General features: G+C 63.1%; 18 protein-coding genes. 5 read left to right on the top strand and 13 right to left on the bottom strand.

The window, feature by feature from the left end:
* Positions 1–7: 7 nt before the first annotated feature.
* The 6 genes from U0O11_RS07350 to U0O11_RS07325 all read right to left on the bottom strand — a co-directional run bounded on the left by U0O11_RS07350 (position 8) and on the right by U0O11_RS07325 (position 7,338).
* A complete protein-coding gene (locus U0O11_RS07350; RefSeq protein WP_043332104.1) occupies positions 8–1,300 on the bottom strand; it encodes a metallophosphoesterase in 1,293 nt (430 codons plus the stop codon).
* Positions 1,301–1,579: 279 nt separating this feature from the next.
* Positions 1,580–2,323 (bottom strand): histidine phosphatase family protein, encoded by a 744-nt coding sequence (locus U0O11_RS07345; protein ID WP_324692377.1) that lies wholly within the window; start codon positions 2,321–2,323, stop codon positions 1,580–1,582.
* Between the two features lie 135 nt (positions 2,324–2,458).
* Complete coding sequence (locus tag U0O11_RS07340; RefSeq protein WP_052384349.1) at positions 2,459–3,451, bottom strand: NUDIX domain-containing protein; 993 nt, start codon at positions 3,449–3,451, stop codon at positions 2,459–2,461.
* A gap of 2 nt (positions 3,452–3,453) precedes the next feature.
* Complete coding sequence (locus U0O11_RS07335) at positions 3,454–4,647, bottom strand: HprK-related kinase B (protein WP_052384350.1); 1,194 nt, start codon at positions 4,645–4,647, stop codon at positions 3,454–3,456.
* Positions 4,644–5,546 carry a GAK system ATP-grasp enzyme gene (locus U0O11_RS07330; protein ID WP_043332107.1) on the bottom strand — a complete coding sequence of 301 codons (903 nt, stop codon included), beginning with the start codon at positions 5,544–5,546 and terminating at the stop codon, positions 4,644–4,646. Before U0O11_RS07330 ends, U0O11_RS07335 begins: the two co-directional genes overlap by 4 nt.
* Positions 5,539–7,338, bottom strand: a complete 1,800-nt coding sequence (locus U0O11_RS07325; RefSeq protein WP_324692376.1) for an aminoglycoside phosphotransferase family protein — start codon at positions 7,336–7,338, stop codon at positions 5,539–5,541. The genes U0O11_RS07330 and U0O11_RS07325 overlap by 8 nt, the downstream gene beginning before the upstream one ends.
* A gap of 258 nt (positions 7,339–7,596) precedes the next feature.
* Here U0O11_RS07325 and U0O11_RS07320 point away from each other — a divergent pair, with 258 nt between their 5' ends.
* On the top strand, positions 7,597–8,823 hold the full coding sequence (locus U0O11_RS07320) for an alpha-hydroxy acid oxidase (RefSeq protein WP_279836260.1): 1,227 nt from the start codon (positions 7,597–7,599) through the stop codon (positions 8,821–8,823).
* A gap of 189 nt (positions 8,824–9,012) precedes the next feature.
* Here U0O11_RS07320 and U0O11_RS07315 read toward each other — a convergent pair whose 3' ends face one another.
* Positions 9,013–10,446 (bottom strand): NAD(P)/FAD-dependent oxidoreductase, encoded by a 1,434-nt coding sequence (locus tag U0O11_RS07315; protein WP_324692375.1) that lies wholly within the window; start codon positions 10,444–10,446, stop codon positions 9,013–9,015.
* A gap of 230 nt (positions 10,447–10,676) precedes the next feature.
* Between U0O11_RS07315 and U0O11_RS07310 the strand changes: the two genes are divergently transcribed.
* Positions 10,677–11,513 (top strand): FadR/GntR family transcriptional regulator, encoded by an 837-nt coding sequence (locus U0O11_RS07310; protein ID WP_225347969.1) that lies wholly within the window; start codon positions 10,677–10,679, stop codon positions 11,511–11,513.
* 111 nt (positions 11,514–11,624) lie between these two features.
* Complete coding sequence (locus U0O11_RS07305) at positions 11,625–12,902, top strand: Zn-dependent hydrolase (protein WP_225347968.1); 1,278 nt, start codon at positions 11,625–11,627, stop codon at positions 12,900–12,902.
* Positions 12,903–13,029: 127 nt separating this feature from the next.
* Here the strand turns inward: U0O11_RS07305 and U0O11_RS07300 are convergent, their stop codons facing one another.
* The 6 genes from U0O11_RS07300 to U0O11_RS07275 form a co-directional block, all read right to left on the bottom strand.
* Positions 13,030–13,791, bottom strand: coding sequence for a M15 family metallopeptidase (locus tag U0O11_RS07300; RefSeq protein WP_225347967.1), 762 nt, complete (start codon positions 13,789–13,791; stop codon positions 13,030–13,032).
* Positions 13,792–13,797: 6 nt separating this feature from the next.
* Complete coding sequence (locus tag U0O11_RS07295; protein ID WP_107334940.1) at positions 13,798–15,075, bottom strand: TRAP transporter large permease; 1,278 nt, start codon at positions 15,073–15,075, stop codon at positions 13,798–13,800.
* Positions 15,072–15,638: a TRAP transporter small permease gene (locus tag U0O11_RS07290; RefSeq protein WP_215824304.1), complete on the bottom strand. Its 567-nt coding sequence runs from the start codon at positions 15,636–15,638 to the stop codon at positions 15,072–15,074. Before U0O11_RS07290 ends, U0O11_RS07295 begins: the two co-directional genes overlap by 4 nt.
* Positions 15,639–15,839: 201 nt before the next feature.
* Positions 15,840–16,868 (bottom strand): TRAP transporter substrate-binding protein DctP, encoded by a 1,029-nt coding sequence (dctP, locus tag U0O11_RS07285; RefSeq protein WP_054555987.1) that lies wholly within the window; start codon positions 16,866–16,868, stop codon positions 15,840–15,842.
* A gap of 408 nt (positions 16,869–17,276) precedes the next feature.
* Complete coding sequence (locus U0O11_RS07280) at positions 17,277–18,245, bottom strand: LysR family transcriptional regulator (protein ID WP_244995109.1); 969 nt, start codon at positions 18,243–18,245, stop codon at positions 17,277–17,279.
* A gap of 114 nt (positions 18,246–18,359) precedes the next feature.
* A complete protein-coding gene (locus U0O11_RS07275; RefSeq protein WP_043332127.1) occupies positions 18,360–18,551 on the bottom strand; it encodes a hypothetical protein in 192 nt (63 codons plus the stop codon).
* Positions 18,552–18,683: 132 nt separating this feature from the next.
* Here U0O11_RS07275 and U0O11_RS07270 point away from each other — a divergent pair, with 132 nt between their 5' ends.
* Positions 18,684–19,586: a LysR family transcriptional regulator gene (locus U0O11_RS07270; protein WP_213114108.1), complete on the top strand. Its 903-nt coding sequence runs from the start codon at positions 18,684–18,686 to the stop codon at positions 19,584–19,586.
* Between the two features lie 176 nt (positions 19,587–19,762).
* Positions 19,763–20,563: a putative hydro-lyase gene (locus tag U0O11_RS07265; protein WP_043332129.1), complete on the top strand. Its 801-nt coding sequence runs from the start codon at positions 19,763–19,765 to the stop codon at positions 20,561–20,563.
* The last annotated feature ends 42 nt before the right edge of the window (positions 20,564–20,605 follow it).

The following is a 20,605-nucleotide window of genomic DNA, read 5'->3' as shown; positions in this document are numbered from 1 at the left end:
GCGTGTTTCAGGGCGCGTAGACCTTGACCTCGGGATGGTCATTGCTGATGCCGACGATGCGTCCACAGGCTTCTATCAGCGTCGCCCCCATGCCCACGCCATCCAGCCCTTCCTTGCGGCGTGAATTACGATCCAGGGTGACGTCGCCCTCGATATGCAGAAGGCCGTGGCGCCAGCCCAGCTGCTGGCCCGCCTGATGATTGACGTGACCATGCATCACGGCACGAATGCCAACCTTGTGCAGGCGCTTGACGCCTGCGGCGCTCAGCACCATGTCGCTCTTGCGATATTTGGTGCGCAGTACATTGGCCAGCTCACCGTAATAGAAGGTGAACGGGTCTTCGCGCAGGATGCGCCGGAATTCCTGATTGACCTGCGAGACCTTCTGGCGGCCGAGTCGTCTGGCGAAGGCATCATCCACGCCTGCATGGACATGCAGGAAGGCGCCACTGCGATAGGCAAGGCGCATCTCGTCGAAGAACCAGGCAAAGCGCCCGCCGGGCTTGAGAAACAGCTCGTGGGCCTTGAGCGCGGCGGCATAGGTCTGGCGCAACGAGAGACCGTGTTTCTCACAGGCATGCTCGAAGCCATCGGCCTTGGCGCTCAGGCGAGTGATCTCCTTCTCCAGCGCCTCCCCCTTGAGCACATGGCCTGCCGATTTGCGAAACTGCTCCGCCCAGTCCGGCCCCGGGTACAGGCGCCGACGACACTCACTTCGCGAGGGAATGCTCTTCATCGCCCGCGGTCTGTCCGCCAGGTAGTGATCGAAGACTTCCTTGAGCAGCGCCAGCCCCTTGGCGCCCATGCGCACGAACAGATGATCAGTACGCGCCGAATCATCATGACTCAGCCGCATCAGCGCCAGCATCAGCCGCATGTCGTGATTGCCCGCCAGCAACTTGAGACGCGCCCCGCTGCGCATCAAGGTGCGCAGGGCTTCCAGCAGCTCCAGATTGCTGGGGCCCTTGTCGAGGCAATCACCGCCGATGACGAAGACGCTGCGCTTGCCCCGCGCCGTCAATACCAGGTGGTCCCGCGAGGTCAGGCGCACACCGCCACTGGCCACCAGAGATGCGATGAAGGCTTCCGCGTCGGCATGCGCATCGGAGATGAAGATGACATCGCGGCGTGGCCAGTCCTTGCTGCCCAGCTTGCGAGCGGCGCGGGACACCTTGTCACCGGCGCGCAGGTGCTGATGTGTCTCGGGCCACTGAGCCGCGTGACTGGGTAGCGCCTTGAGATAACGCGTCGGGCCTCGGTAACGCGGTACGGCGTCGCTCATGGGGGGACTGAGGGTCATTGGGCTATCTCCTTGTGGCATCTGCTTGCCTCGTTGAACTCACCGGCTTGTGGCAAGCAAGCGCCTTGCCGCTCCTTGGGGCCCATCCGGGGGAATGTGGAATGAGGTCACGGGCACAGGGCGACAAGCTTATGACCGTTTGATCACAGAAAGATGACAGGCCCGTATCACGCTGATGCGCTGGCCTGCTTCTCTGCTGTCAATGACTCCGCCCATCCCCTGCTCTCCAGCACCCCGCCCGCTCTCTGCACTTCAGTACCCCGCCGGCTGGCCGCCAACTCAGTCCTGCGCGGGCTCGTGACGCTGGCGCACCTTCCACTCGCCAGCCACATGCCGCCATGACCCAGGCGGAGTTTCCTCGATGACCACCGGCCGCGCATGGTGCATGCTCAGCCCGGCAATCTGGTCGAAGTCCAGCACGCCCAGCAGATGCGCCGCATGGCGCAGCGCTGCGCCATGGCCGACGACCAGCGTCAGCGTGGCGCCCGATGTGGGGGGGGATGTGGGAGCCGAGACAGAAGGTGTTGTTGAGGAAGCCGGTAGCGAAGCAATGAAGTCGGCCACCCGCTGACCGGCCTGCATCAGGGATTCAGCTCCCGGCAGCGGCAGGCGAAAGTGGCTGTTGGATTTCCAGTCGGCCGGCAGGAAATCCACGCGCGGGTCATGACGCACCGCTTCGGCGATCTGTGCCGTGGTCAGATTGGCGGCGCTGCCCAGACTGCGCTCCCACAGGGCATCATGTGCCATGAGCGAGAACTCACGCTCTGTCCTGTCACCCATGACCTCGTTCATCACCTGCGCCGTCTGCCAGGCACGCAACAGGCTGGAGGCATGTACCGTGCTGGCCGGTTGCCAGCCATGTGCCTGACACAGCGTCAGCACTTCCTCGGCTCCCTCACGCGCCTGACGCTCACCGCGACGGGTCAAGGGAAACGGCTGCAGCGCGCTCGGGGTATCAATCTGCTGGTGATAATCGGCATGACGAATCAATGCCACACGTCGAATTGTCGGTTCATCAGTCATCGGCCGTCGCTCTTCCCGTCTTCACTCGGTATTGATTCATGCTGGCGGTCCTCGCCATGCGTCGCCTCGTACGGTGCTAGTGGCGCCAATGGAGCTTATGGAGCTGATGGAGCTAAAGGCGCCAGTCTCCCGCACTCACGTCGCCTGGCGCGACTGCTCAAGCCGTGCCAGCAGCGCCATGGCGGCGTGCCCCATCTCGTGGTTCTTCAACAGGCTCGGCACGACCTCCGCCGCCACCCAGCGCCGACTGCGATGCGGCTCCTCCCGCTCGCTCTCTTCCTGCTCATGCACGACTCTCACGGCGTGCAGACTAGCGGCGACAGGAGCGCCCCACTTCTCGTAACTGAATTCCAGCGCTGCGTGGTCCAGCGCCTCCGCCTCAATGCCCGCTTCCTCGCGGGCTTCCTTGAGCGCGGACTCAAGCGGACTCATGCCCGGCTCGACGATCCCCTTGGGCAGGCTCCAGTGACGATTGGAGGAAGAGCCGATCAGCAGCACCTCCCACTGGGCATCTTCGCCTTCCCCCTGCAGACGACAGGGCAGGACGGCCGATTGACGGTAGTAATAGGCGGGGCGTTCGCGGCGCTCCTCACCGGCCGGGAATGGCCAGGGGAAGCCATCCGGCAAGGCACGCACGCGCTGGATCAGCTCCAGGCTCATCTGACCGGAGCGCAGGTCTTCCCAGCGCCCCTCGAAGGTCAGCTTGACCACCGCCGCCGTCGGCAGCAGCTTGGTCTCCTTGGGCGGACGCGGCCGCTTGCCGGTCAGCCAGACCAGCGCATCTTCCAATGCCGGGTTATGGCCGATGATCATCAGTCGCTGCACGCTGTCCGGGCAGGCGCGCACCGTCTTGAGCAGCGGCGCCTCGTCCTCGCAGTAAAGCGCAGGCTTGAGCTCGATCATGTCGACGCCGAGGCCCATCGACTTCACGCACTTTTCAGCCGTGGCGCGCGCGCGAAGGGCCGGCGAGCTCAGGATGGCATCCGGTACCAGCGCCTCCTGGGCAAGCCAGGCCCCCATGCGCTGGGCGCCGCGCTTGCCGCGCTCCTTGAGGGGTCGATGGAAGTCGTCAGCTGCCACTGACCAGTCCGACTTTCCGTGGCGCATCAACAGCAGTTCACGACGCATGTTCAAGCCTCCAGCAAGGGGGTCAGGTGGTTCTCGACCAGCGCGGCGAAGTCCACGCGCCCGGTCACCTCAAGCACGCGGGTTGCCGCCAGGCGCTCCAGATACGGCGCGGGATCAAGGCTTGCGCCATTGGGCACGAAACGGCCATCCCGCTGCTGGTGGAAGGGCCCCGGTGTCTTCATCACCGCGCGTATCAGCGCTTCGCTGCGGCTGACCTCGACCTCGCGCACCTCGAGTGGCGCCTCGCTGCCGCGCGTCCAGTTGAGTATCACCATGGCTGCAAGCTCGCCACTGGCGCGGATACGCCCGGGGCCGTAGACGTCCTCGATGATCAGATCGTGCTTCTCTTCGAGATCCCACAGCGCTTCTTGCGGCATCGCTTCATAGCCTGCGATACGTGCGGGGTCCAGCAGCGGGCGCAGACGCGGATTGTTGAGCATGGTGCCGGGATTGATGCGTGGCAACTTGGCGACGCCGCGGGCACGCAGCGTTCCCTCCCGCCCGGGGCGGTCCAGGAACAGCCGGTCATTGCTGATGAAGTCGAACTCGGGATTGTCGAGCGCCTTCACCATGGTGGTGGACTTGCCGCCGCCGGAGAAGGCGGCGATGGCCACCGCGCGATCGCCCTTCGACAGCGCCGATGCGTGACAGATCAAGCCGTCATTCTGCTGCAGATGCGACATGTGCAGATTGAGCAGGAAGTTGATCACCTGGCTTTCATTGTCTTCACAGGGCCCGAACGCCAGGTTGTGGTCGTTGCTGCGCAGAAAGGCCATGCCCGTGCGCACCTTGTGAATCAGGCGCCCGTCGGCCAGGTCGATAATGGCGTCCTTGCGGCGTGTCTTGCCGGGCTCCGGCATCCAATCGACGAAGGCCTCGGGCACGATGCCGAGTCTCGCTGCCGCTGGCGTGTCCTTGAGGGCCGGCGCCTCGAGCACATGCACGAGCCTGGCTCCCCTCGGCACATTGTCGAGCGCCACAATGCGCGCGCAATGGCGAAAATATGTCGCCAGACGTTGCAGCAGCCGTGGCATGTCCGTCTTCACGCACAGGCGAAAGTCATCCACCTCGAACAGTAGCGCCTCGCTCAGGCACTGGCGCGACGGCGTCAGCGCCGTGAAGCAGGCGGCGGCCGTCCACTCTGCAAAGGGCAGCGTGGCAAGGCTGGCCGGGCTGTCACAGGTCGTCGCGCTCATGCCAGACACTCCATCACGTGATCGAGATAGGCGGTGGCCGCATCGACACCGGCACCTTCCAGCGCGCCGCGGAAGCCGCCGAAGGCCGAGACTTCGAAGATGATCGGGCCATCGTCGGTCAGCGCGACATCGACGGTGGTGAAATCGAGCTTGAACGGCGCCTGGGCACGCTGCGCCAGCGCGATCAGCTCCTCGGAGGGCTCGAAGGGCGCGTACTTGCCACCGGCGTGGATGGTGGTATTCCAGGCATCGCCCCCACTGACGCGGGCGTAGCTGCACAGATAACGGCCCCCGACGAAGACCATGCCGTAATCCTGCCCCGGCAGGTCGAGGCGCTGCTGCAGATACATCATCGGGTGCTCGGCGGCGAACTCACGCACGGCAGCTTCCAGCGCGGCATCATCGCCGGTGTCCTCGATGATGCACATGCCCCGTGCCTTGGTGGAGAAAAGCGGCTTGAAGACGGCGGCCTTGAAGTGCTTGACGGCCTCGCAGGCCGTCGCCACGTCTTCGGTGACCAGTGTGGCCGGCATCGGGATATCGGCATTGGCCAGCGTGACGGTGCAGCTCAGGCGGTCGATCAGGCGAATCATGCTCTCCGCGCTGCTGAAGACGCGCACGCCCCTGGCTTCGGCGACGCGCAGCAGCTCCAGGCGGTCCAGGCTGCCCGGGGAATATTCCGCGCTGATCTTCTTGACGATCAGGGCATCCAGCTCGGTCAGGTCATGACGCACCCCGGCAGAGTCACGGAATTCGAGGCAGTTGCGGGACAGGTCCAGCGAGACGGCCGCCATGTCGATCACGAGACGAAAGCCCGTCCGTGCTTCGATGGCATCCGCCAGCACCTCGGTCGACCACTTGCCGGGAATACCCACGACGCCAATCTTGAAATCAGTCAACGAACAACTCCTCCAGGGGAATACGGTAATCGGCCGGCCGTTCAGGGTCGGCGCCAAGCACATGCTCGAGTATAAAGCGTGCGCGGTTGAACATGCGCCCTGCCAGCCCGGCATCGAGGATGAAACGTGTCGAGGTGGCAAAGGAGCGCGCCAGGCCAAGTGCCAGACGCCATTCAAAGGTGGTATCGCCCTGCTCATGGGCAAAGCGACGCATCTGCTGACCGAAACTCAGGGCCAGCGCCAGAATACGGGCCCGCAGCGCCGCATCCGTCAATTGCAGACGGTAATGGGACACCATGTGCACGGACACATCCTGCACATAGTCCTGATAGGCCGAGCGGTGAAGATCGATGAAGCGGATGCTCTGCTTCGCCGGATCGAAGAGGATGTTGTCGACATTGAAGTCGCCGTGGATATAGACGGCGAAGGGAGCCTCGAGCGAACGTTCCCTACCTGCGGCCTGCTCGATCAACGCTTCCAGCGAGGGCATCTCGCGCCCACACAGCGAGGCACCGCAGTGGCGAAATTCCGGATGGATCTGATAGACATCACTCAGCCGCTTGAGCAGCTGGCGCATGTGCCCTGCAGTGACCGGCTTGTCGCGGCGGGTGGTGGTCCACACCGAGTGCAGCGTCTCGACCAGCGCCTGCTGGGCGGTACGATTGAGGCGTGACGATTCGTTGATCAACAGATGCTCGAGGGTCATGCCCGGCAGGTGCTCGATCAAGAGTGCCGCGCTGTCGCCCTGCTGATGATGCGAGAGGATGCGGGGGGCGATGCCGGGATAGATGTCGTGCCAGCGCTCGACGCCCTGACGCTCCTCCTCGACCTTGCGCCCCAGGCCATCCTTGAAGATGGCCAGATACTCCGGCGAGGTCAGCGGCAGATCGCCGGTTGGCTTGCGGTCCCTGGATTTGCGGTCCTTGGACTTGCTGCCATTGGACTCGCTCGCCTTGTTCTTGCTGCCCTGTTGCTTGTCGTTGGCCGGCTTGCCCTTGTCACTGACCTTCTCAACAGCCCTCTCACTGGGCTTCTCGCTGGCAATCCCCGAGATCCGGCTGCCGGAGCGTGTCTCGGCCAAAGTGTCGACGCGCATCTCGCCCGCCGTCTGACTGCCATCACCGAGTTCATTGACCAGGTGCGTCAGCGAGGCATAGCGCTCGAAGTTGAGTGACTGACCGAGGGTTGCCGAGATGACCGCCTCACCCAACTGCCCCAGCACCTCGCCCATCTGGCTGATTTCCCGGGCCACGAACAGCAGATGTGTCAGGTCTTCGGCGGGAGCGCGCTTCTTCTTGAGCTGGCCAGTGAGTGCCCGGATGCGGCCTTCACTGTCCCGCTTCAGCTTCTCGCGACTGCGCGCAAGCTTCAGGGCCAGGGACAGGGAGCCGTTCTCCAGCGACATCTCGCTGCGCAGAATGCCGCGACGCACACGGCGCAGCGACTTGACCAGCACGATATCATCGACCAGCTGGACATCATCGACGCGAATCAGCTGCTCCAGACAACTGCGCGCCAGCTCACTGAGCCGTGCCAGACCACTGGCGACCTCGACCAGGCTCTGCTGGAAGCGGGCCCGCGCGTGCGAGCGCTTGTGGTTTCGGGCTTCAGGGCATGCCTGTTCGATACGCTGGCAGAGGTTCTCGGCGTACCCCTGGCGCTCCAGCAGCTTGCGCGCCATGGCCGCCGTCGGCGCGGACACGAACGCCTGCAGCCAGCCATATTGGCTATCCACTTCCGAACACAGAAATCGAAGGTTGTCGCGCGTGCTTTCAGGCCAGGCCTGATCCATGCCATCTCTCCATCCACTCGGAAATCATCCCAATGCCATAGTATTCCACTCAAAGATGACAATCCGCGACACGCGCTGGAGGAATCGACTGTCTTGTGGGTGGTCGGCCGGGCTGAAGCGCGGTTTTTTCATTGAATTCCACCACCCGAACGCCTCCCCCTAGACGTATCGCCTATAGCTGGACAAGACCGGATTCGGTGACAGTAGCGCAAGCGACCCTGCCAGCCCCCGCGCGACCCACCACGGATGGAGACCCGCATGACCATCACCTGCATCAATGACCTGCAACGCCTGGCGAAACGCCGCGTGCCGAAGATGTTCTACGACTATGCCGATTCCGGCTCGTGGACGGAGTCCACCTATCGGGCCAACGAGGCCGATTTCGCCGCGATCGGACTGCGCCAACGGGTGATGGTCGACATGGACAATCGCACTCTGCGCACGAAGATGCTCGGCGAGGAGGTGGCCATGCCGGTGGCGATCGCACCGACTGGCCTGACCGGCATGCAGCATGCCGATGGCGAGATGCTGGCCGCGCGCGCGGCGAGTGACTTCGGTATCCCCTTCACGCTCTCGACCATGAGCATCTGTTCCATCGAGGACGTCGCATCCGTCAGCTCACGGCCCTTCTGGTTCCAGCTTTACGTGATGCGCGACAAGGATTACATCGGACGACTGATCGATCGCGCCAAGGCCGCGGAGTGTTCCGCGCTGGTACTCACCGCTGACCTGCAGATCATCGGCCAGCGCCACAAGGACCTGATCAACGGCCTGAGCGTGCCCCCTCGCCCCACCGTGGCGACCGTGCTCGATCTGGCCACCAAGTGGCGCTGGTGTGCCGGCATGCTCAAGACCAGGCGCCACACCTTCGGCAATATCGCCGGCCACGTGAAGGATGCCGAGAATCTGAGTTCCCTCTCGAAATGGACCGCCAGCCAGTTCGATCCGAGCCTGAGCTGGGACGACATCAAGTGGATCAAGGACCGCTGGGGCGGCAAGCTGATCATCAAGGGCATCATGGAGCCGGAAGATGCCGAGCTGGCCGTGCAGGCAGGCGCCGATGCGGTGATCGTCTCCAACCACGGCGGACGACAGCTGGATGGTGCCGCCTCCTCCATCTCCGCCCTGCCGGACATTCTCGCGGCAGTCGGCGACAGGACAGAGGTCCACATGGACGGGGGTATCCGCTCCGGACAGGATGTGCTCAAGGCGGTGGCGATGGGCGCCAAGGGCGTCTATCTGGGGCGCGCCTTCCTCTATGGGCTCGGCGCCATGGGCGAACAAGGCGTAACCAAGTCCCTGGAGATCATCCACAAGGAACTCGACACCACGCTAGCCCTGTGCGGACTGCGTGATATCCACGACGTGGACACGCGGATTCTCAGGCCCGGCACCTATCCGGTGGCCAGCTCGCAGAGCGAAGCCGAAGCAGCGCGAGAATCACGCCGCCAGGAACCTCATGACGCGCTGGGCGCGACCTCCTGAACACGACGGCGGGGCAATAACGCCCTGAAAAAGCACAAGGCCGACATGCGCCAGTGGAATCCACCACGGCGCATGTCGGCCTGTCATCACTGGGTGGCGACTCTCTCAAGGCTCACTCAAGCGCCTCTCCAGAATCACTCAAGAGCCTCTCAATACCCGCTCAAGGCACACTCAAGATCCGCTCAAGACTCAGTGCACCTTGAGGCGCGGCCCCATGCTTCGGCGCAGCACGTCACTGACCACCTCGGCGGAGCCCTTCAGCGGCCCCAGCAGCAGGAACTGGTGCTGGCGCTGCAGCCCTTGATAGGCGGCGCGCGCGAAGCGTCCTCTCACCTGCAGATCATCATTGCCCTTGTTGCCCTGGGCATTGCCCAGCTTGTCACTCAACTTGCCGCTGAGCTCACCGACGCTGCCGGCACTGGAGAGTGACAGCAAGGTACCGCGGTCCTTGAACTCGAAGGCCTGAGCCGGCTCACCCTGCTGGCGACGCGGCAGTTCATCGGCGAGAAACTCGGCCTGCTCGCTGGCCACCTGAGCGGTGGGCGGCAGCGGTGCCTCATCGATGTTGGCACAATCGCCCAGCGCGAAGATGCTGTCGTGGCCGAGGCATTGCAGCCCGGGCGTCACCGTGAATTGACGCTTCTTGTTGCTTTCCAGGGCATCGATTTCCTCGACGATGGCAGGCCCGACACGCCCTGCTGCCCAGACCACCAGATCCGCGTCCCGCGTCACCGACTCGTCGCCTTCACTGATCTCGACACTGCCGGGGGACACCTTGGCGACCTGACGCGACAGTTCGATCTTGATGCCCTGCTCCTCGAGTCGCTGATGGATCGACTCGCGCAGTTCCTGTGAGACACCGGGCATGAAGGTCTCGGTGGCCTCGAGAATCGTGATCTCGACCTTCGCGCCCTTGGGTGCAGGGGCGTCATGCATGCCACGCGCCTCATGCAGGTAGGCGGCCAGTTCGACACCGGTGGCGCCGGAGCCGACGATCACCACCTGATACGGCCGCCCCGGGGACTCCTTGGCACTATCTTGCGTGCCTCCCTCAGTGCCAACCTGAGCGCCGCCCTGGGTGGCTGACAGGCCAGCATCGCCTGTCGGTGCTCTTTCCATCGCCACATGATTGGCCAGCAGGCCACGCGAGAACTGCTGGGCGATGCGCTCGGCGTCATCAGGGGAATCCAGCAGGCAGGCATGCTCCAGCACACCCTCGACCCCCATGTCCGGCGTCACACCGCCCAGGGCCAGCACCAGCTGACGATAGCCCCTGACGCGCGCCGGCACCTCGGCGCTCGCGTGGTCTTCCCTGCCCGGGATCGCCGCCAGGGTGATCTGGCGCTGTTCAGGGTCCACGCTTTCGAGTGTGCCGCACTCATAGCGGAACCCCCACTGCTCGGCCAGACCGGAATACCCCAGCTCATCGACCTGACGCCGCCCGAGGCCCGCCGCTATCTCATGCAGTCGTGGCTTCCATACGTGACTGGTGTCGCGGTCTATCAGCAAGACGGCCTTGTGGCCTGCCTTGGCAAGGCGAACCGCCAGCTCGAGTCCGCCGGCACCGCCACCGACAATGACGATATCGGCGTCGCGCGTTGGCTGAGGATCATGCGTTTCCATAGAGGCCTCCTTTAGCGGGGTCGAATATAGAAACCTTATGTCAGACCAGGTGCTTTTCAAGACTGACACGCATGACTTCGCCAATGCGCTGCCTTTGATGCGACGCATCATTGGCGTGATCGCCTGCGCAACGCTTGAGGCCACCTTGGGGTTTGACAGCGCTCGAGTCCGCGACTAAAGCTTATTTATACGAATAAATATAACTGACTCGCTGCCGCTCAGGACATCGCATGCCGACATCGCCCTCCCCCCTAGACACTTCACGTGCCAGCACCAGTGCCAACGCCTCCGGCGCCCACCTGCCCAAGCGGCAGAAGCTGGCCGAGCTGATCAGTGATGATCTGAGGCGCAGCATCGTGCTCGATGGATTGAGCGAAGGCGACCGGCTGCCCAATGAGAAGGCGCTGATGGCCCAGTACGGCTGCGCCAAGGGCACGCTGCGCGAAGCCCTCAAGATTCTCGAGGTCGAGGGCTTGATCACCCTGAAGACGGGGCCCAATGGCGGCGCCGTGCTCAATGCGCCGAGCATGGAACCGGCCAGCCGCATGCTGAGGAGCTTCCTGCATTTCAAGACGCTCAATGGCGCTCAGGTCTATCAGCTACGCCGACTGCTGGAAGTCGAGATGGCGGTCTCGGTGGTGGGCCTGCTCAGCGAAGAGGACCTGGTGACGCTCGAGAACAATGTCCATGACTGCAGCTGTCACCAGCCACAGGACGAGGACCAGCGGCGCCAGCGCTTCCTGGAAATCGAATTCCATCAGGTGCTGGCCCGCGCCTGCCCCAACCCACTGCTCAGCTTCATGTGCCAGTTCCTCAACGACATGCTGCATGAGCTGGTCGTCATCAAGAAGGCCTACCTGCCGGAGCGCAAGCAGTTCGACCAGGCCAATCAGCATTACCACTCCGGCCTGATCACGGCGTTTCGCCACGAGGACCATGAGCAGGTCAGACAGCTCATGACAGAACACATGCAGGATGCCGAGCACCACATGACGGCACTCGAGGTGGAAATGGCCGACCAGTTGCTCGTCACCCCCGCGCAGCTGATGGCCGACAGCAGAGCCTGACCCGAAGCCGAAGTCTGGACCGAAACAGGAGCGGAGCCCAAAACAAGAGCGGAATTGATACAAGAGCAGAACCGGAAGCACAACAACAATATCCACGAGAGGATGAAGCCGATGACCACTGCCCAGATGGACACATCGCCCGCGAATACCCTGAGCGAGCTGCGCACCGACAGCGATCGCCTGTGGCAATCACTGATGACCCTGGCCGAGCTGGGCGCCACGCCCAAGGGCGGCGTCAACCGCCAGGCGCTGACCAAGCTGGACCGCCAGGCGCGCGACCTCTTCATTCAGTGGTGCAAGGCCGAGGGTTGCACGATCCGTATCGATGCCATCGGCAACATCTTCGCGCGCCGCGCCGGCACCGATCCGGACGCACCGGCGGTGATGACCGGCAGCCACATCGACACCCAGCCGACCGGCGGCAAGTTCGATGGCTGCTTCGGGGTGATGGCCGGGCTTGAGGTCCTGCGCAGCCTCAACCAGCACGACATCAAGACCCGCTGCCCGGTGGAAGTGGTGGTCTGGACCAATGAAGAAGGCTGTCGCTTCGCGCCCTGCATGATGGGGTCCGGCGTGCATACCGGCCAGTTGTCACTGCACGAGATGCTCGCCCAGAAGGACAGCGACGGCGTGACCGCCGGCGAGGCACTGGATTCCATCGGCTATCGCGGCAGCGATGAGATCCCCCGCGAGAACGTGCGCGCCTTCTTCGAGAGCCACATCGAGCAGGGCCCGATTCTGGAAGATGAAGCGACCACCATCGGCGTGGTGATGGGCGCGCTGGGTCAGCGCTGGTTCGATCTGACCCTCACCGGTCAGGAGGCGCACGCGGGCCCCACGCCCATGTCACTGCGCCAGGACGCCATGCTTGGCGCGGCCGAGATCACCGTCGCCGTCAATCGCATCGCCATCGATCACGCGCCGCATGGCCGCGGTACCGTGGGCGTGATGCAGGTCCACCCGGGCTCGCGCAACGTCATCCCCGGGCAGGTCAACATGACCATCGACCTGCGCTCGCTGGAACCCGACTCCCTCACCGCGATGGTCGCGGAGCTGAAAGAGGTCGTCGAAGCCGTCAGTCAGCGGCATCGCCTGACCTACGAGCTCACCCCCACCGCCGACTTCGTGCCGGAACACTTCGCCGACAACTGCGTGAACGCGGTGCGCAATGCCGCCAGCCAGCTCGGCTACTCGCATCTCGACATCGTCAGCGGCGCCGGCCACGACGCCATCTTCATGGGCCGTATCGCCCCCGCCGGCATGATCTTCGTGCCCTGCGAAGGCGGCATCAGCCACAACGAGATCGAGAACGCCGCGCCCAAGGACCTGCACGCCGGCTGCAACGTGCTCTTCCATGCCATGCTCGATCAGGCCGAGATCGTCAGCTGAGCATCAGGCACGGCCCGCTGAACGCTGATCGCATAAGCTGCTGAAACGAAAGCCCCGCTCGAGTCGCCATCGAGCGGGGCTTTCGTGTCTTGCAGGCCAGCGGCTGTCAGGCATGCCTCTGACACCTTCACGCCAGTGAGCGTTTCCAGAGACTCTCGATGCTGTCCATCTCCGCCGGACCGAACAGCGCCTCGGGTTCGCCGCGGTACCAGGCCCAGAGCTGATCACCGAAATCGAAGTGCCACCATTCGCTGGGCAGATTGGTGAAACCGGCCTCGGTCATGACGTGATAGAGCAGACGCCGATTGTCGCGTGCTTCGGCCTGGGGCGTATCGCCGGCAGGCGGATGACGCTCGAAATGATCCGCGTGGGACTCGGGGGTCGCCTCGTCAAACAGCGTCCCCATCTCGAGCAGCAAGCCATCGGCGTCACACAGGGTGACATCGACGGCGCCGCCGGTGAGATGCGGACTCGGCGCGTCCGGGTCACGGCTGGGCAGCGAGACGAATTCGCGCGTACGCGCCAGCAGCTGGGCCTCATCAAGCTCGGGGTCATGCGTCTTGAGCGACTGATACAGCGTCTCGAACAGATACTGCTGCACCCGCCAGGGACGCCAGCCATCCATCACCACCAACGACAGCCCTTGCGGCAAGGCGCGCGCGGCCTGCAACAGGCGCTGATACACCGCACGCCGCACCAGACATTCATTGACCGCCCCGGGGATACCGAGGCGCGCGTAGGCGGGATAGACCTTCAGACATGACGGCCCGAGGCTGGTCGGCACCAGAGTACTGTCACAGCCCTTGACGGGAATTCGGGTGACCTGGGTCCAGTCCGGCTCATCATGACTCGGGATGGGGGGAATTGGGCGCTTCAATGTTGACGTCATGAGTTGTTATCCAGACAGGGTCGGCAACCACAGGGTAAGAGGCGGGAAGATGATCAGCATCAGCAGCACCGCGACCGCCACCAGCACGAACGGCCAGATGGTGCGAAACAGCGAGGTGATCTCGAGCTTGCTGACCGCGGCGGCCACGAACACGCAGGCGCCCATCGGCGGCGTGATCAGCGCGATGGTGATATTGAGCGTGATGATGACACCCAGGTGCACGGGGTCGATGCCGGCGGCCATGGCCACAGGCACGAAGATTGGCGTCAGCAGCATCAAGGCCGAGACTTCCTCCATGAACATGCCGGTGACGAAGGTGATGGCGCTGAGCAGCAACAGGATCAGGATCGGGCTGTCGATATAAGGCGTCAGCAATGCCACGAACTGATTGGGCACCTGGGCATAGGACAGCAGCCAGCTGACGATGGACGACACCGCCATGATCACGAAGATGGCGCTGGTCAGGCGGGCCGTGTCCTTGATGGCACCCCACACATCGACAAGCTTGAGCGGCCCCTGGCACAAGCCGCAGAGCAGCACATAGGCCACGATCAAGGCGCCGGATTCGGTCGGGGTCACGATGCCCAGCACGATACCGGAGACGATGATCACCGGTGCCACCAGCGCAGGCAGTGCCCCGATGACCGCCGCGATCACTTCGCGACGTGCCGGTGCCTGGCCACGTGCCTGCAGACCATGACGCCGGGCATACCAGGCATTCATCGCCATGAATGCCACCGCCAGCACCAGACCGGGTACGACACCGGCCAGGAACAGGCTGCCCACGGAGGTGTTGGTCAGCGAAGCGTAGAGGATCATGAAGATGCTGGGCGGGATGATCGGCCCGATCAACGAGCTGCCCGCCGTCAGACCTGCGGCAAAGGAAGTCGAATAGCCCTCCTTGCGCATGGCCGGCACCAGTAGCGAGCCCAGCGCGGAAGTATCGGCGACCGCCGAACCATTGACGCCAGCGAAGAACACGCTGGAGACGACATTGACATGGCCCATGCCACCGCGCAGATGTCCGACCATCAGGCGTGCAAGACGCATGAGGCGTTCGGTCAGGCCACTGATGTTCATCAGGTTGCCGGCGAGAATGAACAGCGGAATCGCCATCAGCGAGAAGGCATTGATGCCACCGAAGAACTGCTGTGGCCCGAGGCGCTCCAGCATCGAAATATCGACGAACAGGAAGCCGGTCACGGCGGTGACGAGCAGGGAGAGAAACAGCGGCAGGCCCAGCAGCACGTGCACGACGAAGATGGCCAACATTGCCCAGATCATGTGCGTGGCCCTCCATTCCTGTCATCGTGTGTCGCAGGCTCGTCGACCTCCTCGTCCGGCGCGATCTCAAGCGCCGGGGATGTCAGTGGCCGTGGGCCATGCAGCAGCACCTGGGCCGTGATCAGCGCGAAGCCGATCGGCATCGACAGCATCGGCACGCTGCGGCTGACGCCCAGCCCCATGGTGCGGAACATGCTTGCCGACATGGCGTAGTGCCAGGTCATCCAGGTCGCGCCCGCCATCAGCACGAGCGTCAGCCACCACTGGTAATGGATCAGCGCCGTGGCCATGCGCGGAGGCAGACGCCGTTCCAGCAGCGCCACGCGCATGTGCGCCCCTTCCGCCCAGACGACGCCGATCGCCAGCATGACACTGGCGATGATGAGATAGCGGGTCAGCTCATCGACCCAGATGGGCGCGCCGCCCAGTACATAGCGCATCACCACGCCGTAGAGCATGATCAGCACCGTGGAAGCCAGCAGTACCGCCGCTATCGCCAGTGTCACGCGGCCACAGGCAAGCAGCAGGCCTTCCCGCAGGGAAGGCTGTCGTGAAGGAGTCATGGAAGTCATTTACCGCAATCCACCAGCAAGGAGGGAAATTCAGAGCCTCGATGCCCGGACTATCATTGCCCGGGCACCGGGTACCGCAGCGGGATGCTCGCTGATGCTTGAGCGTCACTCGCCTTTCACCGAGTCAGCGTGTCAGGTCATCGCGACTGGTCATCTCGAAAGACCATCTCAACAGACCATCGCGACAGGCCATCACGAGGACAGGCCGGCATCCTTCATGGCGGTATCAATCAGCTCTGGCGCGATGTCCTGGCTCTTGAGCCACTCGAGATAGGCCGGCTGGCCCTTGCTGCGAAATGCCTCGAGATCAGCTTCGCTCGGGCGGATCACTTGCATGCCCTGCTCTTCCAGCGAGGCGATGCGTGATTCGACCTGGCTCTGGTTGTCCTGACGGGCCTGGGCATTGGCTTCCTGAACCGCCTCGAGAAGTGCCGTGCGCTCCTCATCCGACAGGCTCTCGAGCAGCTGACCATTGGCGACCAGGAACTGATCGGAATACTGGATGTTGGCCAGTGTCAGGTACTTCTGCACTTCCTGCAGACTGCCCAGCAGGATGTACATCGGCGGGTTCATCTGACCATCCGCCACCCCCGTGCGCAGCGCCATGTAGACCTCCGTCCACGGAATCGGCGTGCCCGAGGCACCGAAGGCCTCGTAGAGCGCTACCTGGCTTGGGTCCATCGCGCGAAAGCGCAGGCCTTCGAAATCGTCAGGGCTGGTGATCGGGCGCTTGTCGTTGGTGAAGGCCAGAAAGCCCCCTTCCTCCACGACGGCCAGAATCTCGGCGCCATTGGTGCGCTCGCTGAATAGCTGCTGCACCTGCTGCCAGTACTGCCCCTCATCGAAGAAACGGCGCGCCTCATCAAAGCCGTCGAACATGAACGGCGTCGCGCTGACATAGACTTCCGGCACGATGGGCGCCATGCCCGCGAAGGAGGCGATATTCAGATTCGGGGCGCTGATCACCTGCTCCATGCGCTCCTGCTCCTCGCCCAGCATGCTGTTGGGATAGAGCTTGAGCTCCAGCTCGCCGTCGGTCTTCTCTTCCACCAGGGTCTTCAGATTGCTGGCAAAGACATGCACCGCGTTCTTGTCGGCATCCGGTGCACCGTTGTAGCTGAGGTTGATGGTCTGGGCCTGCACGCTGGCCGCCAGCAGGCTGAGCGCCAGAGTGGAACCGGTGAGCGTCTTGCGCAGCAGAGATGTCTTGGACAAGGACATGTGGATTCCCTTTTGTTGTTGTAAATATTCGTTGTATGCGGCGGGAGTGACGCCGCCTTTGTCAGTGCGGCCCTGCGGCCAGTCAAGGTGAGGGACTTTCGCCTTCACACCTCGAAAGTAGCGTTGCCGCTGTAGACTAATCAATCGCCTGAGTGTTGTTTTTTCGTCCACACCTGAAAAAGCGCCTGAATAGTGCCCTGCCTGACGACGACTGCCCCGCCAGCATGAGCTGTACGGGGCAGTCGGGAAGTTCTGTGACATGCTGCACTGAGCGAGAGAATGGCCAGTGCAAGGGGACAGCCGTGTGAGGAGATAGAGCTGAACAAGCGCCCGTCAGCACCGATACCCTGGCCTGTGCGTCAAGCGATGCTGCTTGAATGTCACGCGGCGAATGGCACTGGTCGAACGTCACTTGCCCAGCAATCGTGGCGCATCCGCGGTAAAGAATCGCAGGCCCTGCTGAAGATGGGTGACGCAGGCCTCGACGGCGACAGTCATCTCGCGCCCACGCCGCGTACACATCTGCGCACGGGTCGTCGCCAGCGCGGGGTGCTGCATCGGCAGCAGGCAGATATCACCGCGCCGCAGCTCCTCCACCACGCTCAACTCCGGCATGAAGGTCACGCCGATCCCCGAACGCACGAAATTCTTGAGCACCGACACGGAATTGGTGCGCAACTGCGCGCGCAGCGAGACTCGCTCCTGCTGCGCCGCCTGATTGACCATCTGACGCATGCCGGTGCATTCATCGATCAGTGCCAGCGGCCACTGCGCCACCTGCGAAAGCGTCAACGGCTCTGCGATCTCGAGTAGTGGATGCTCCGCCGGCACGATCAGATCCAGCGGCTGGCAGGTCTCCACATGACAGCAAAGAATCGGATCGACGGGCGGGGCGTAGAGCAGCGCGATATCCACCTCGAAGTCGCGCAACAGCTCAGTCGCCTCATTCACCCCCGCCATGCGCACCACGACCTCGATGCCGGGATGACGTGCCATGAAGCTCTGCAACGGCAGCGAGATCAGATCGGCAATGAAGCCTTCGCCCACCGCGATTCTCACCTCACCGCTGCGCAGGCCCTGCAAGGCGCTCAGCTGTGAGAGCGCTGCCGCCTCCGCCGCCTGCTGGCGATGAAAGTGATCCAGCAGCAACACCCCGGCTTGGGTGGCGCGCATACCCGTCTCGCTGCGCTCGCACAGCGCGACACCCACCTCTTCTTCCAGCTGCTTGATCTGGCGGCTCACCGCTGAAGGGTCGAGATTCAGATGTCGCGCCGCTCGGCGCAGTGAGCCCCGGCGGATGATTTCATTCAGCGCCGTCAGCGCCTTGGGATTGAGCATGGAGACAGTACCCGCCAGCAGCAGTGGAGGAAGAGGCAAGACTCGGATCACGCAGGATATCCTTGCAGACCGAGCGACTCCAGAGGCCCATATCGGGAAGCGATCGACAACGAAAAAGGAGCCGCATGAGCGGCTCCTTCTGGTTCGACGTGATCAGCAGTTACCTTTCTTGGCCTGCCCCGGCGGGCAGAAGTCACCGCCTCCACGCTTGTGGTCATGGTGTCCATCACCGATCTCGATGATTGGCTCGGCATCGATCCGCGCCGGTGTATAACTGCACCCTGCCACGAAAAGGGCACTCAGCATCACCAGGCTGACAACTCGCACGCTAGACTTCATCATCATTCCTTTTCATGAAAATACGCATTTCTCGATGCTCCATATCGTACCGGAATGTACGCCATCGAGAACGCAATTTCTCAACGAGTGGTAATGTGAGCCTCAAGCTTGCGGCATCAATCACGACAGGATCTGGCCATGTTCGATTTCAAGGAAGTGGAAGCCTTCGTGTGGATCACGCGCCTGGGGTCGTTCCGACTGGCCGCCCAGCACCTGCATCTGACCCAGCCCTCGATCTCCGAACGCATCAACAAGCTGGAAACCACGCTGGAGACCCGCCTGCTGGAGCGCACTCGCCGACCGGTACAGCCGACGCTCAAGGGGCGCGAATTCTATCGCCACGCCGAGGCACTGCTGGAAGCGCGCCAGAAAGCGCTATCCATGATGGAATTGAATACGCCCTTCCAGGGCGTGCTGCGACTGGGCGTCGTCGAGACCGTCGCGCATAGCTGGCTGCCCGGTTTTCTGGCCGAACTGGCGCGCCGCTATCCAGACCTCACGCTGGAACTCGAGGTCGACAGCTCCCCGGGACTTGCCGCCATGCTCACCGCCGGCGATATCGACCTCGCCTTTCTGATGGGGCCGGTGACGGCTGAGAGTGTGCTCAATCGTTTTCTCTGCAACTACACGATGGGCTTCGTGATCAGCCCCGCGCTGGGCTTTACCGAAGACAACTTCTCGTTGCGGCGCCTGAATCATCTGCCGCTGATCTCGTTTGCCCGCAACAGTCGGCCGCACCATGAACTTGGCTCCATGCTCCATCAGATGGGGCTGGATGACGTGAAGCTGCATTGCTCAAGCTCCTTGTGGACCATCGTGCGCATGACGCTGGATGGCCTGGGCGTCGGCGCCATCCCGCCACGTATCGTTGCCGAGGAAATCCGCCAGGGCACCCTGCTCAGCCTGCCCTGCGACCTGCCCGAACTGACCTTCACCGCCTCCTGGCCGACCCATATGGAAAGCGCCCTCGCCGAAGGCGTGTGTGAACTCGCCATCGAGATCGCCCGCCAGGATCAGGAGGCGCATTCACGAATCGCCTGATCTTATCGGGCTTTCATACCCTGCATAGCGTCCCTTTCGGCCATGATGTTTCTACTGACCCGCGCCACATGAAAGGAATTTCCGATGGCTTAACTCGATAAAAATCGATTGGATTTATCTGAGTGCGCTTCTTATGGTGAAGACAGACAACAACAACTTCACAAGAAGCTCCAACGATGCCCCAGACACTTCTCAGTGCCGCGTCGTCCCCCCGCGAGGCGCGCGAGCAGATCCGCAGCGGTCATTGGGCCAGCCACACCAGCGGTATCGCTGCCGGCTACGCCCAGACCAACCTGATCATCCTGCCAGCCGAGGCTGCCGGCGAATTCCTGCAATTCTGCCAGGCCAACCCCAAGGCCTGCCCGTTGCTGGATGTCACGGCCGTCGGTTCTCCCGCCCCGACAGGGCTCGGTGAGAACATCGACCTGCGCCACGACCTGCCGGCCTACCACATCTATCGTCACGGCAAGCTTGAGGAAACGCGCGAGGATATCGCCGCCCTGTGGCAGGACGATTTCGTGGCGTTTTCCATCGGCTGCTCGTTCTCGTTCGAAGAGGCACTGCTCAACGAGGGTGTCGAGGTTCGCCATGCGCGCCTGAAGCGCAACGTGCCGATGTATCGCACCAATATTCCGCTGATCAGTGCCGGTCGTTTCCACGGCAACCTGGTGGTATCCCTGCGCCCGATGTCGGCGGCGCACGCCATTCGCGCGATCCAGATCACCACCGACATGCCTCGTGTGCACGGTGCCCCCGTCCATCTGGGCGACCCCGCCTTGATCGGTATTTCCGATATCGAAAGCCCCGACTTCGGCGATGCGCCTACGCTTGAGACAGGTGACATGCCGGTATTCTGGGCCTGTGGCGTCACACCACAACTGGCGCTGGAGAATGCCCGACTGCCATTGGCGATCGCGCATAGCCCGGGGCACATGCTGATTACCGACATTCCCAATCATCGCCTCAAGTACGGATGACCTGCTGCCAGGCGTACTGCCGGGCATGAGAGAAATCCGCAC

This window comes from Cobetia sp. D5 (genome assembly GCF_035666195.1).
GTDB lineage: Bacteria > Pseudomonadota > Gammaproteobacteria > Pseudomonadales > Halomonadaceae > Cobetia > Cobetia amphilecti.
The sequence above is the reverse complement of the archived record's forward strand: the minus strand, read 5'-3'. Positions and strand labels throughout refer to the sequence as shown.

Excerpts from the sequence above, each read along its gene's own strand:
- U0O11_RS07320 (WP_279836260.1), top strand. The coding sequence starts at position 7,597 with ATGACCATCACCTGCATCAATGACCTGCAACGCCTGGCGAAACGCCGC.
- U0O11_RS07290 (WP_215824304.1), bottom strand. The coding sequence starts at position 15,638 with ATGACTCCTTCACGACAGCCTTCCCTGCGGGAAGGCCTGCTGCTTGCC.
- U0O11_RS07325 (WP_324692376.1), bottom strand. The coding sequence starts at position 7,338 with ATGGATCAGGCCTGGCCTGAAAGCACGCGCGACAACCTTCGATTTCTG.
- U0O11_RS07275 (WP_043332127.1), bottom strand. The coding sequence starts at position 18,551 with ATGATGATGAAGTCTAGCGTGCGAGTTGTCAGCCTGGTGATGCTGAGT.
- U0O11_RS07345 (WP_324692377.1), bottom strand. The coding sequence starts at position 2,323 with ATGACTGATGAACCGACAATTCGACGTGTGGCATTGATTCGTCATGCC.
- U0O11_RS07315 (WP_324692375.1), bottom strand. The coding sequence starts at position 10,446 with ATGGAAACGCATGATCCTCAGCCAACGCGCGACGCCGATATCGTCATT.
- U0O11_RS07300 (WP_225347967.1), bottom strand. The coding sequence starts at position 13,791 with ATGACGTCAACATTGAAGCGCCCAATTCCCCCCATCCCGAGTCATGAT.
- U0O11_RS07305 (WP_225347968.1), top strand. The coding sequence starts at position 11,625 with ATGACCACTGCCCAGATGGACACATCGCCCGCGAATACCCTGAGCGAG.
- U0O11_RS07270 (WP_213114108.1), top strand. The coding sequence starts at position 18,684 with ATGTTCGATTTCAAGGAAGTGGAAGCCTTCGTGTGGATCACGCGCCTG.
- U0O11_RS07335 (WP_052384350.1), bottom strand. The coding sequence starts at position 4,647 with ATGAGCGCGACGACCTGTGACAGCCCGGCCAGCCTTGCCACGCTGCCC.
- dctP (WP_054555987.1), bottom strand. The coding sequence starts at position 16,868 with ATGTCCTTGTCCAAGACATCTCTGCTGCGCAAGACGCTCACCGGTTCC.
- U0O11_RS07295 (WP_107334940.1), bottom strand. The coding sequence starts at position 15,075 with ATGATCTGGGCAATGTTGGCCATCTTCGTCGTGCACGTGCTGCTGGGC.
- U0O11_RS07350 (WP_043332104.1), bottom strand. The coding sequence starts at position 1,300 with ATGACCCTCAGTCCCCCCATGAGCGACGCCGTACCGCGTTACCGAGGC.
- U0O11_RS07340 (WP_052384349.1), bottom strand. The coding sequence starts at position 3,451 with ATGCGTCGTGAACTGCTGTTGATGCGCCACGGAAAGTCGGACTGGTCA.
- U0O11_RS07310 (WP_225347969.1), top strand. The coding sequence starts at position 10,677 with ATGCCGACATCGCCCTCCCCCCTAGACACTTCACGTGCCAGCACCAGT.
- U0O11_RS07265 (WP_043332129.1), top strand. The coding sequence starts at position 19,763 with ATGCCCCAGACACTTCTCAGTGCCGCGTCGTCCCCCCGCGAGGCGCGC.